Origin of the sequence: Microbispora rosea, from assembly GCF_044460045.1 — a bacterium.
GTDB classification, from domain to species: Bacteria; Actinomycetota; Actinomycetes; order Streptosporangiales; family Streptosporangiaceae; genus Microbispora; species Microbispora rosea.
Genome location: NZ_JBITJO010000004.1, coordinates 500,993 through 512,995 on the forward strand (window position 1 = coordinate 500,993; position 12,003 = coordinate 512,995).

Annotated in this window: 9 protein-coding genes and 1 other RNA gene; 5 read left to right on the plus strand and 5 right to left on the minus strand. The window is 71.4% G+C overall.

What is annotated here, in order from left to right; translation table 11 throughout:
• The first annotated feature begins 24 nt into the window (after window positions 1-24).
• Window positions 25-744 (plus strand): MerR family transcriptional regulator, encoded by a 720-nt coding sequence (locus ACIBK1_RS19600; RefSeq protein WP_396736634.1) that lies wholly within the window; start codon window positions 25-27, stop codon window positions 742-744.
• 35 nt (window positions 745-779) lie between these two features.
• Here the strand turns inward: ACIBK1_RS19600 and ACIBK1_RS19605 are convergent, their stop codons facing one another.
• Both ACIBK1_RS19605 and ACIBK1_RS19610 read right to left on the minus strand, forming a co-directional pair.
• Window positions 780-1,973, minus strand: coding sequence for a damage-control phosphatase ARMT1 family protein (locus ACIBK1_RS19605; protein WP_396736637.1), 1,194 nt, complete (start codon window positions 1,971-1,973; stop codon window positions 780-782).
• 144 nt (window positions 1,974-2,117) lie between these two features.
• Complete coding sequence (locus tag ACIBK1_RS19610; protein WP_030509242.1) at window positions 2,118-3,233, minus strand: NAD(P)H-dependent flavin oxidoreductase; 1,116 nt, start codon at window positions 3,231-3,233, stop codon at window positions 2,118-2,120.
• A 260-nt stretch (window positions 3,234-3,493) separates the two neighbouring features.
• Between ACIBK1_RS19610 and ACIBK1_RS19615 the strand changes: the two genes are divergently transcribed.
• Together ACIBK1_RS19615 and ACIBK1_RS19620 are read left to right on the plus strand one after the other, a co-directional pair.
• Complete coding sequence (locus tag ACIBK1_RS19615) at window positions 3,494-4,456, plus strand: LysR family transcriptional regulator (protein WP_030509243.1); 963 nt, start codon at window positions 3,494-3,496, stop codon at window positions 4,454-4,456.
• A 192-nt stretch (window positions 4,457-4,648) separates the two neighbouring features.
• On the plus strand, window positions 4,649-5,803 hold the full coding sequence (locus tag ACIBK1_RS19620; RefSeq protein ID WP_030509244.1) for a S1 family peptidase: 1,155 nt from the start codon (window positions 4,649-4,651) through the stop codon (window positions 5,801-5,803).
• Window positions 5,804-6,060: 257 nt separating this feature from the next.
• Here the strand turns inward: ACIBK1_RS19620 and ACIBK1_RS19625 are convergent, their stop codons facing one another.
• Window positions 6,061-8,268, minus strand: coding sequence for an acyl-CoA dehydrogenase (locus ACIBK1_RS19625; protein WP_396737260.1), 2,208 nt, complete (start codon window positions 8,266-8,268; stop codon window positions 6,061-6,063).
• A gap of 170 nt (window positions 8,269-8,438) precedes the next feature.
• On the opposite strand from ACIBK1_RS19625, the gene ACIBK1_RS19630 reads away from it, so the two are divergent.
• Together ACIBK1_RS19630 and ACIBK1_RS19635 are read left to right on the plus strand one after the other, a co-directional pair.
• The gene (locus ACIBK1_RS19630; protein ID WP_030509246.1) at window positions 8,439-9,521 is read left to right on the plus strand and encodes a S1C family serine protease; all 1,083 of its coding nucleotides are present in this window, start codon (window positions 8,439-8,441) and stop codon (window positions 9,519-9,521) included.
• A 79-nt stretch (window positions 9,522-9,600) separates the two neighbouring features.
• Complete coding sequence (locus tag ACIBK1_RS19635) at window positions 9,601-10,644, plus strand: adenosine deaminase (protein WP_231513968.1); 1,044 nt, start codon at window positions 9,601-9,603, stop codon at window positions 10,642-10,644.
• On the opposite strand, the gene ACIBK1_RS19640 is transcribed toward ACIBK1_RS19635, so the two are convergent.
• Together ACIBK1_RS19640 and ssrA are read right to left on the minus strand one after the other, a co-directional pair.
• Entirely contained in the window at window positions 10,617-11,189 is a 573-nt protein-coding gene (locus ACIBK1_RS19640; RefSeq protein ID WP_231513969.1) for a UTRA domain-containing protein, read from the minus strand. The two genes, ACIBK1_RS19635 and ACIBK1_RS19640, sit on opposite strands and share 28 nt — an antisense overlap.
• Before the next feature lie 142 nt (window positions 11,190-11,331).
• Window positions 11,332-11,717, minus strand: a transfer-messenger RNA (tmRNA) gene (ssrA, locus tag ACIBK1_RS19645).
• Window positions 11,718-12,003: the final 286 nt, after the last annotated feature.

Consider the following 12,003-nt stretch of genomic DNA (forward strand, 5'->3'; position numbering starts at 1 on the left):
CGGTCCGGTGCGAGGATGTCCAGCGTGATCACGATTGGCCGGCTCGCGGACTACGCCGGAGTGACCGTCAAAGCCGTCCGCCACTACCACGAGCGCGGTCTGCTCCCCGAGCCCGGCCGCGACTCGTCCGGCTACCGGCGCTACACCGCCGAAGACGCCGTCCAGCTCATCAAGATCAGGACCTTGGCTCAGGCGGGCGTGCCGCTGGCCCGCATCAAGGACCTCCTCGACGCCGACCCCGATGCGCTCGCGGCGGCCGTGGCCGAGATCGACCGCGACGTCCGTGACCGCATCGCGCAGCTGCGGCACGTCCGCGATCAACTCGCCCAGCTGCGCGGCGGCGACGGGCTCTTCGTCTCCCCCGAAGTCGCCGCTCATCTCGACGACCTGCGCCGGCTCGGCGTCAGTGAGCGTCAGATCCGCCTGGAACGCGACGGGTGGATCCTCATGCAGACGGCCTCACCCGAGGACGCCGCCCTGTGGATCGCCGAGAAACGCGAACTCATCGCCGACCCGGAATTCCGCGCGCTCTATCTCGAACACGACGCCGCCTACGATTGGCCGCCGAGCGACCCCCGTCTTCCCGCCCTCGCGGACCGTACGCGACGCTGGTTCGCCGCCCACCACAGCCGATCCGAGTCCCGGCCCGTCCACGACCCTGCCGTCGCCCGGCTGGCCGCGCGAACCCAGCCCGGAGCCTCATCCCCGACCTGGGACCGACTGGCCCAGCTCATGGCAGGCTAGGCGCATGTCCTGCACGCGGCCGGACCGGGCAGCCGTCAGGGGCGGGCCTGGACCATGGCGTGGGTGCCGGTGGTCCGCCAGGGACGGCCGGGCGCGTCCAGCTCCGCCAGCGTGCGCTCCGGCACGCCGGCGAGCGCGTCCGACTTCAGCGTGCGCAGCGCGACGACCGGCCCCGGGAAGTAGCCGGTGACCGCGGCGAACGGCGTGCTCGCCGCCCACATCCGGTCGCCGACGAGCCGCCGGTAGTTCAGGTCGCCCTTCATGACGGTCAGCGACGCCGACGCGAACTCCTCCCGCAGGTCGTCCGGCATCTCCGCGTACGGCAGCGGGGCGCAGGCGAAGGGATGCGCCCGCAAGGTGAGGCGTCCCTCCTCCATCGCGGTCCAGAGGCGGGCGCCCGCCTCTCCGGCCCGGCCGGGCGCCGCGGCGAGCCGCCGCAGGCACGCGAGCACGTCGGCGGGAGTGGCGTCGGACACGAAGTACGGGAATGGCTTGACGTGGAGGACGACCTCGCCCGTGAGCCCCTGGGCGAGGAGATGGTCGGCCAGCACGAGATCGGGCAGCAGTTCGCGCCCCGCGTTGTCGGCGACCAGGCAGATCCTCCCCGGGGCGGCCGCCTCGATCAGCGACCACAGCAACGGGCGGTCGTCCACCACCAGGTCCGCGGCCCTCTCCCTGTCGCCCTCGGCGGTGACGCCGAAGGACAGGTCCGCGCGGTTGCCCCAGAGCGCGCCGAGCAGCAGCGCGTCGGCCCGCTCGGCCGGGGAGAGCGTCGCCGTCTCGTCGAGCGCCGCCAGCTCCGCGTCCACGACCGGGCCGTCGAGCTCGGCCTGCTTCATGGGGCCGAACGGATCGACCCCGCGCCACGGGCCGTCGCCGAAGTATCCGGTGGCTTCGAGCACCTTGCGATAGAAGTAGCTCTCCCCCCACAGGAACGGCACGTCGACGTAGCGCCGGCCGATCCTGCCGCGTCCCCACTCGGCCCAGGCGGCGCCGTCGTGCGCCGACGGCTCCAGCGGCTCCATGACGTCGCGCACGACCTCGTCGAGCAGCCGGTCGAGGGCACGCCGCCGGTCCGGCGGGTACGGCAGCGCCCCCGCGATCTGGCGGACGAGGACCGGATGCCGCTCCCTGAAGACGCTCAGGGCGTAGGAGCCGGGGACGTTCCCCATGATCGGCGGCGGGCTGGGCGGGGCCTCCGCCACGGTCTCGTCGCGGGCACCACTCATCCCCGGCGTCCTCCCTCGGCTCGCGCAACTGCACCGCCAGTAAATCGCAGCGGCCGAGCGACCGAGGGAGGCGGGGCAGGGGTGCGGGCAGGGTACGGCAGGGGTGAGGGACCGGGCGCGCGAGAGCCCTCGCCGCTCGCGGCGTCACCCGTCGCCGGTCATGCGGCCGAGGCGCTCCATGGCCTCGATGTACTCCTCCACCATCTCGAAGACGACCTGTCTGGCCGGCTTGACCTGGTTCATCGCGCCGATGATCTGACCGGCCGGGAACGTGGCCAGCTCGGTCGCGTCCGACCTGCCGATCCGCCGCAGCGCGTCGGAGATCAGCATGAACTGCAGCGGCATCGGCAGCGTGCCGGGCGACTCGGCCGACTCCCACGCGTCGGTCCACTCGTTCTTCAGCAGGCGGGCGGGCTTGCCGGTCCAGCTCCGCGACCTGACCGTGTCGCGGGAGGTGGCCGCGATGATGCGCTGCCGTACGGTCTCCGAGGTGTCGGCCTCCTCCACGGCCAGCCAGATCGAGCCGGTCCACACGCCTTCGGCGCCGAGCGCCATGCCCGCGGCCATCTGGCGGCCGGACCCGATGCCGCCCGCGGCCAGGACCGGCACGTCCACCGCGTCCACCACCTGCGGAATCAGCACCATCGTGGAGATCTCTCCGGTGTGGCCGCCGGCCTCGGTGCCCTGCGCCACGACGACGTCCACGCCGACCTCGACCTGTTTGATCGCGTGGCGGGGCGTGGAGGCGAGCGCGGCCACCTTCACGCCCTTCGCGTGCGCGTGCTCGACGACGTCGGCGGGCGGCGGGCCGAGGGCGTTGGCGAGCAGCGCGATGGGATGCCGCAGCGCGACCTCGACCTGCGGCCGGGCGGTCGCGTCGGTCCAGCCGAGCAGCACCTTGCCGGAGTCGGAGCCGTCCAGCGGCGGCACACCGTGCCGGGCCAGCAGGTCCTCCACGAAGGCCCGGTGCCCCTGCGGGATCATCCCCTGCAGGCGCGCCACCAGTTCGGCCGGAGAGTCCACGTCGAGGTCCGCGCCCGCGTAGGAGGCGGGCATCACCACGTCGACGCCGTACGGACGGCCGTCCACGTGGTCGTCGATCCACTTCAGCTCGATTTCGAGCTCTTCCGGGGTGAAGTACAGGGCGCCGAGCACTCCCATGCCGCCGGCGCGGCTGACCGCGGCGACGACGTCCCGGCAGTGGCTGAAGGCGAAAATGGGGAACTCGATTCCGAACATGTCGGTGACACGTGTCCGCATGCCTCGAACGTACGACGGCTCCCAGTGAACTGCAACGCGTTCTAATTAGCCGTATCGGGCGGGTTCCTACCAGCCGGTAACCAGGCATTCGAGGACGGCCGACGCCCCAGGTGAGAACGCGTTCCACACTGTCGCCGCCTCCCTGCGGCACGGCCCATCGGCACCATGCGTCACAGCGGCGACGATAGCTCACGGACCAAAGTCAGATTTCATGACAATGCGGGATTGCGGCCATACCACCGGGGTCGTACCGTCCCTCTATGGATCTGGAGATCCGCCATCTGAGAATCGTGCACGCGGTCGCCGAAGCCGGGAGCGTCACGAAAGCGGCCACCCGGCTCGGCCTCGCCCAACCGTCGCTCACCGCTCAGCTCAAGCGCATCGAGCGATCACTAGGAGGTCCGCTGTTCGAACGCGACCGCAACGGCGCCCGTCCCACACCTCTCGGCGAGATGGTGCTCGCCCGCGCCCGGGTGCTGCTGCCCGCCGTACGGGACCTTCAGGAGGACGCGGTGAGGTTCGCCAACACCTCCGTCAAGCTGCCCGGCTATCGTCTCGGCGCGACGAACGGGCCCATACTCGGCGGGCTCGTCGAGCGGCTGACCGCCGACCAGCCGGGCGTCCCCGTCACCACCCGCACCTCGTGGTCCGCCGGTGAGCTGACCGCGCTCGCGGTGGCGGGCCGGCTCGACTTCGTGCTGCTCGGGACGTGCGGCGACAGCCCGCCACCCCCGGCCGAGGCGATGAACTGGACCACGGTCGGCACCGACCCGGTCTTCGTGCTCCTGTCCGAGGACCACCCCCTCGCGGGGGAGAAGGAACTGGAGCTGTCCAGCCTCGCCGAGGAACACTGGACGGTCGCCCCCGGCGACGGCTGTTTCGCCGACTGCTTCGCCGCCGCCTGCGCCCGGGCCGGGTTCGTCCCCGAGTCCATCTACGAGACGGATGTGGCGACCTGCCTGCACCTGGTCGGAGTGGGCAAGGCGGTCGCCCTGTGCCAGGCCACCTTCCGGCTCACCGCCGGGCTGGTCATGATGCCGCTGGCCGGTGCGCCGCTGCGCTGGCGGCATCTGCTCGGCTGGCACGCCGACTCGATCGGCGCGCGGGCGGCCGCCCCCGTGGTCGCCGCGCACGCCCGGGCCGCGTACGCCGACGCGGTGCGGCGCAGCGCCCGCTACGCCGACTGGCTCGCCACCAACCCCGAATACGGAGCGGTTCCCTAGCCGGAAGCGCACGGCGAGGTATCCGGAACGACCCTGCCGGTGCCCGCTGTGCTGGAGCGACCAATTTCGGGCCAGCGAATCCTCAGACGAGGGCGGTTCCATAACTCGGCGATAGGGGCGAACTGATAGATCCACCTGAGAGCGGAGGTCGGTTACGTTGACGGCACCCCCCAAAGACAAGGAGAGCCCCACATGCTCCACAGACGCACCGTACTCGCCGGATGCGCTCTGGCCGTCACGGCCCTCGCCACGGTCGCCACCCCCGCCATGGCCGAGCCGAACAACTCTCCCGCCTCCTCCGCCGTCAAGCCCCCGCCCGCAATGGTGGACGCCATGCAGCGCGACCTCGGGCTCACCCCCGCCCAGATCGACGCCCGGCTGGCCAACGAGGCGAAGGCCATGTCCACCGACGCCAAGGTCCGTGCCGCGATCGGTGACGCCTACGCCGGATCCTGGGTCTCCGGCACCACCGCCGAGAGCTTCATCGTCGCCACCTCCGACGCTTCCAAGGCGGGCGCGGTGCTGGCCGCCGGCGCGCAGCCGAAGATCGTCGGCCGCAACCTCGCCGCGCTCGAGTCCGCCGAGGCCGCACTGGACCGGGCCGCCTCCGGCGCGCCCGCCTCCACGTCCGTCTGGTACGTCGACGTGCTCAGCAACAGCGTCGTCGTGCTGTCCTCCAACACCGCCGAGGCCGAGGCGTTCGTGGCCGCGAGCGGCGTGGACAAGTCGGCCGTACGGGTCGAGCAGTCCAACGAGCAGCCGCAGACCTACTACGACGTGCGCGGCGGCGACGCCTACTACATCAACAGCTCTGCCCGGTGCTCGATCGGCTTCTCCGTACGCAAGGGAAGCACGAACGGCTTCGTCAGCGCCGGCCACTGCGGCCGCGCGGGCAACACCACGACCGGCTACAACCGGGTCGCGCAGGGCACCTTCCAGGGCTCCTCGTTCCCCGGCAACGACTACTCCTGGGTCGCGGTCAACAGCAACTGGACGCCCAGGGGCTGGGTCAACAACTACAGCGGCGGCAACGTGGCCGTGAAGGGCTCGACCGCCGCGACCGTGGGGTCGTCGATCTGCAGGTCCGGCTCGACCACCGGCTGGCACTGTGGCACCGTCCAGCAGCTCAACGCCAGCGTCCGCTACTCGCAGGGCACGGTGAGCGGCCTGACCCGGACCAACGTCTGCGCCGAGCCCGGTGACTCCGGCGGCTCGTTCATCTCGGGCAGCCAGGCCCAGGGCATGACCTCCGGCGGCTCGGGCAACTGCTCCTCCGGCGGCACCACATACTTCCAGCCCGTCAACGAGGCCCTCTCGGCGTACGGCCTCACCCTCGTCACCGGCTGACCCCACCCCCCTCGTGATCTTGTAGTTTGCGCAGTGATGGGCTCTGACCAGCGCCATCACAGCCCGTGATCTTGCACAAAAGCGCACCCTGGCCGCACGACCAGCGACAACGCCCTCCGTGATCAAGCAATTGCCGGATCACGGAGGGCGTTTTCGCGGGCGGAGCGCACGACCGGCGGCTCGACTGCAAGATCACGAGAGGGAGCGCCGCAGGTCAGCGACTTCTGTGCGACAAACTACAAGATCACGGCGGGGGGCTACTTGCCCGGCTCCGGGTCGCGGGGCAGGCCGAGCATGCGCTCGGCGATGATGTTGAGCTGCACCTCCGTGGTGCCGCCGTAGATCGTCATCGCCCGGGTGGCGAGCACGGCGCGGTTCCAGTAGCCGGCGTCGCCGAGCTTCCAGTCGGCGGCGGTGACGGCGGCCGTGCCGAGCAGCGAGACCGCCACCTCGGAGACGTGCTGCGCGTGCGCGGTGGACAGCAGCTTGCGCACCGACGCGTCGGCGCCCGGCTCGCTGCCGGCGAGCTGCTTGAGGGTCACCCGCAGCGACAGCGCGTTGATCGAGTGCGCCTCGCAGGCGACGCGGGCGAGGTCCTGCCGCTCGGCGGCGGTGAGCTCACGGCCGAGCCGGCCGGCCAGGCCGAGCAGGTCGGGCACCGAGGCTCCGGTGCCGCCCGAGCCGGACGACAGCGAGACCCGCTCGTTCGACAGCGTGTTCCTGGCGACCCGCCAGCCCTCGTTCACCTCGCCGACGACCATCTCGTCCGGCACGAAGACGTCGTCGAGGAACACCTCGTTGAACAGGTTCTCCCCCGTCATCTCGGTCAGCGGCCGCACGGTGACGCCCGGCGCCTTCATGTGCACGAGGAAGTAGGTGATGCCGTCGTGCTTGGGCTTGGAGGTGTCGGACCGGGCGATGCAGATGGCCCACTCGGCGACGTGCGCCACCGACGTCCAGATCTTCTGCCCGTTGAGCCTCCAGCCGCCCTCGACCTTCTCCGCCTTCATCTGCAGCGACGCGAGGTCGGAGCCGGCCTCCGGCTCGGAGAAGAGCTGGCACCAGATGAGCTCGCCGCTCAGCGTCGGCGGCAGGAACCGCTCCTGCTGCTCCGACGTGCCGTACGTGACCAGCGACGGCACCACCCACGCGCCGATGATCATCTGCGGCGGCTTGATCTTGGCCGCCCTGACCTCCTGGTGGATGAGCACCTGCTCCAGCGGGGAGGCCGCGCGGCCCCAGGGCTTGGGCAGGTGCGGCATGACGAAACCGGCCTTGGCCAGGGCCCGCTTCTGCTCGACGCCCTCCAGGGCGGCGATCTCGGCGAGCTCCGCCCGGATGGACTCGCGCAGCGGCTCCGACTCCTCCGGCAGGTCGATCTCCATCTCCCGGGAGACGCCCTGGAGCGCGAGCGCCGCCACCCGGTCGGACCACTCGGAGGAGGAGCCGAGCAGCGCGCGGAGGGTCAGCGCCCGGCGGTAGTAGAGGTGCGCGTCGTGCTCGAAGGTGTAGCCGATGCCGCCGAACGTCTGGATCGCATCCTTGGCGCACTGCACGGCCGCGTCGGGCGCCATGACGGCGGCGATCGCGGCGGCGTAGTCGCGCTCGGCGCCCTCCGCCCGGGTGGCGTCCCAGACGGTGGCCCGCGCCTGCTCCAGCGCCACCAGCATCCGCGAGATCTTGTGCTTGATGCCCTGGAACTGGCCGATCGGACGGCCGAACTGCACCCGGACCTTGGCGTAGTCGGCGGCGGCGGACACGCACCAGGCGGCCACGCCGGCCGCGTCCGCCCCGAGGACGATCGCGGCCACGTTCCGCACCTCGGCGCCGGTCAGGCCGGTCAGCACCCGCTCGGCGGGCACCCGTACGCCGTCCAGCTCGACCTTGGCCACGCCGCGGGTGAGGTCGAGCGACTTGACCGCGGTGACCGTCGCCTGGGCGGCGTCGATCGCCACCCACTCCTCACCGCCGTCCACGGCCACCGGCAGGACCAGCACGTCGGCGACCGCCGCGCCGAGGACGAACCCGGCCGCGCCGCTCACCGTCAGCGCGTCGCCGTCGCGGACACCGGTGATCTCGGCGGCGAGCGCGACCGCGCCGGTCAGCGATCCGTCCGCGAGCCCGGGCAGCAGCTCGGCCTGGGCCTTGCCCTCGGAGGCGAGGATCGCGGCGCTGGCGAGCACGGTCGGCACCATCGGGCCGGGCGCCACCCGCTCCGACAGCGCCTCGATCGCCACGGCCGCCTCCAGGAGGCCGTAGCCGGAGCCCCCGAACTCCTCCGGGACGTGCAGCCCGAGCAGCCCCTGGCCGGCGAGAGCGGGCCAGAAGGCCGGGCGCTCCTCCGTTCCCGGATCGGCGAGGACACCGACCGTGCTTCGCACGAGGTCGGCGGGCACGGCCCGCTCGGCCCATCCGGTCACCGACTCGCGAAGCGCCTCGTGCTCCTCGCTCAGCCCGATCGCCATAAGATCCTCCAGCACTAGGTCCTTGTAGAACCATATTCTAGAGGAATATTCGCTGGCTAGGCCGGGTTCCGCGGAGCTCCGGTATCGGCCGTTCCCGGCACCCGTCATGACCTGCGCCGGTCCCGGCGTGCCGCCTTGCGGCGACCGTTCCCGCAGGTAGACAGGGGACTATGCAGCTCTCACGGAAGGTCCTCCGCACGGTCGCCGCCCCGGCCGTGGCCGCGCTGGTCGCGGGGGGATGCGCGCCGGGAACCACCCCGGGCGAGACCGCCTCTCCGACGGCCTCTCCGAGGACGGGGACGGCCGCGCCCGTGCCGTCCCGCCCGATCGAGCTGGAGACGACCTACGAGCAGGTCATCAAGAGAGTCCTTCCGTCGATCGTGCAGATCACCACAGGGGAGGCGCTGGGCTCGGGCATCGTCTACGACACCGACGGCCACATCCTGACGAACGCCCACGTCGTGGGCGCCGCCACGACGTTCCAGGTCACGCTGGCGACCGGCGGCAAGCCGAGGAGGGCCAGGCTGGTGAGCTCCTATCCCCCCGGCGATCTGGCCATCATCCAGGTCGAGAACAAGAACGGGCTGACGCCCGCGACCTTCGGCCGCTCCGCGAACCTCAAGGTCGGGCAGATCGTGCTCGCGATGGGCAACCCGCTCGGCTTCTCCGGCAGCGTGACCCAGGGCATCGTGTCGGCCCTGGGCCGCACCGTGACGGGCGAAAGGCACGCCGGCGGCGGGGCCGCGACCATCACCAACGCCGTCCAGACCTCCGCGCCCATCAACCCCGGCAACAGCGGCGGCGCACTGGTGGACCTGTCCGGCCAGGTCATCGGCATCCCGACGCTGGCCGCCGTCGATCCCAACCAGGGCGCCGCGCCCGGCCTCGGCTTCGCGATCCCGAGCGACACCGCGACCGACATCGCCCGCCAGATCATCCGGTACGGCCGGGTCGTCAACAGCCATCGGGCGGCCCTCGGCGTACGGGTCGGCACGGCGGTCGACGCGGAAGGCAACCCGGTCGGCGTGGCCGTCGGCTCTGTGTCCCCCGGCGGCGGCGCGGACAAGGCCGGCATCCGCCCCGGCGACGTGATCGTCAAGGTCAACGGCACGCCCACGCCCACGGCCACCGCCCTGTCGCAGGTCCTGGTGACGCTCAAGCCGGGTGACGCGGCCAAGGTCGAGCTGATGCAGCCGGACGGCACCAAGAGGACGGTGACCGTCGTGCTCAGCGAACTGCCGGCCGGAGGGTGACCCCGATCCTGACGAAATGGTGTGAGATAGCGCGGAAACGCTTGGAGGTGGCTCCTCCCTGCTTGTTACGTTCGATCCCGTGATCTCCCCAGAACTCACCCGGTTCATCGCCGGGCTGCCCAAGGCGGAACTGCACGTGCACCACGTCGGTGCGGCGTCCCCGCGGATCGTCGCCGAGCTCGCCGCACGGCACGAAGGACTCACGCCCGTGCCCGCCGACCCCGCGCTGGTCGAGGCGTTCTACGACTTCCGCGACTTCGCCCATTTCCTGCAGGTCTACCTGCAGGTGGTGGACCTGGTGAGGACGCCCGACGACCTGTGGACGCTGATCCACGGCGTGGGCGGCGACATGGCCGCCCAGCAGGTGCGGTACGCCGAGCTCACCATCACGCCGCAGCTCCATCTGGTGCGGGGCTTCGCCCCGCAGGAGTTCTGCGAGGTGATCGAGGACGCCCGTCACAGGGTCGAGGCGGACTACGGCACCATCCTGCGCTGGTGCTTCGACATCCCCGGCGACTTCGGGGTCCCGGCCGCCGATCAGACGCTCTCCCTCGCGCTCGACCAGCGACCGGACGGGCTCGTCAGCCTCGGGCTCGGCGGCGGAGAGCACGGGGTGCCGCGATCGCTGTTCGCCCCGCACTTCGCCGCGGCCCGCGCCGCCGGGCTCCACTCGGTGCCGCACGCCGGCGAGGTGACCGGCGCGCAGTGCGTCTGGGACGCCGTACGCGAGCTCGGCGCGGAGCGGATCGCGCACGGCATCCACAGCGTCGAGGACCCGGCGCTGCTGGAGCACCTGGCCGAGCACAAGATCACGCTTGAGGTCTGCCCCACCTCCAACGTGTGCACGCGGGCCGTGCCCAGCCTGGCCGAGCATCCGCTGCCCGCGCTGGTCGCGGCCGGGGTGCCGGTCACGGTGAACACCGACGACCCGCCGATGTTCGGCACCGACCTCAACCGGGAGTACGCCGTGGCGGCCGAGCTGCTCTCCCTCGACGAGAAGGGCGTCGCCGACCTGGCCCGCGCCGCGGTGGATGCGTCCTTCCTCGGCGCCGAGGGCAAGTCGGCCCTGCTCGCGGAGATCGACGCCTACACCGCTCAGAACTCGTCGGCGCCGCTCACCTGAACGACGTCGAAGACGTGCCGGGAGGCGGCGCAGACCGTCTCCAGCACGTGGATCGGCAGGTCGTCGGCCGAGTAGGCGGCCCGCACAATCTGGACCACCCACTCTCCGGGGTCCAGGCGCAGCGTGGCCGCTTCGTCACCCCGGGGCGGCCGGGCCACCAACTGTTCCTCCGCCCGCCCGAACCGGTGGCCCAGCTCCTCGATGCGCGCCTGCAGGCTCGGGGAGAGGAAGCCCGGCTCGCACAGCGGCGTGTCCGCGAAGAGGTCGAGCCGCAGGAAGCTCGTGGCGACCCGCACCGGCACGTCCCCGGCGAGCAGCAGCTTGCGCCGGGCCAGCACCGGCGTTCCCGGCTCGACCCGCAGCCCGGCGGCCACGTGCTCCGACGCGGGCTCCGGGCCGACGTACAGCATCCGGCGCCCGGCCCGCACGCCCTGCCGCCGCGCCTCGGTCAGGAACAACGAGGCCGATCCCCGTACGGCAGGCTCCGACGGCAACGACCGCCGCACCAGCACTCCCGGCTCCCCCAGGACTTTCGGCTCCCCCACGGCAGATCCCCTCCCACGTACCGGACCCGACAGTACTCGCCATGCCGGGGAACCGCTTCCCAAGGGCACCCGGTCGCACCAGGGGCAGAACAGCAGAAAGGCGGGGAGGAAGCGAATGCTTCCTCCCCGCCCTTCGGCGGAGATGTGGAGGTGGCGGGAATCGAACCCGCGTCCTTCAACACCAAGACAGGGCTTCTCCGGGTGCAGCCTGTTGCGATTTTCTCGGCCCCGGCAATCTCACAGGCGAGTCGCCGACGGGCCCAGTCACTGTTTGGTTTCCCGTACAGCCCCGTGACCGGGCCGGACGGTTGAGCCTTCTAGCGATGTCAGTTCCGGGCCGAAGGCACTCCCGGGCTGACAGAGGTTTCTCGCTGCTTAGGCGGCGAGAGCCAGGGAAGCCTGGCTGACCTCAGTGCTCTTGTTATTGGCACTTATTGTTTTGCGGTCACAGTGTTGACGGGGTTATGTCCGCAGTCCCCGACCCGCTTCCCCTGACTTGCAATGTCGAAGTCGAAACCGGTCACCCCCTGTGCAGTTGTCAATCCAGACCCGAGGACCTGGCTTCACAAGCTTACTCGTCACAACACCGGCGACGCGACTCGAATTCCGTCCCCCCGGGTAGACCGGCGCACCGGCGGTCCGGTGGGATGCCGAAGCCCCCGGGATCGCGGCCTCTGGCGCGCGCTCCCGGGGGCCGACCGGCAGGGTCGAGCCGGTCGAGACGGGCAGGGCTCCCCCCGAGATGGAGCCCTGTCCTCATCACGGTGACTGGGCCCGCAACCCCCCAAGCGGGTCCCAGTCACCTAGAAAGACG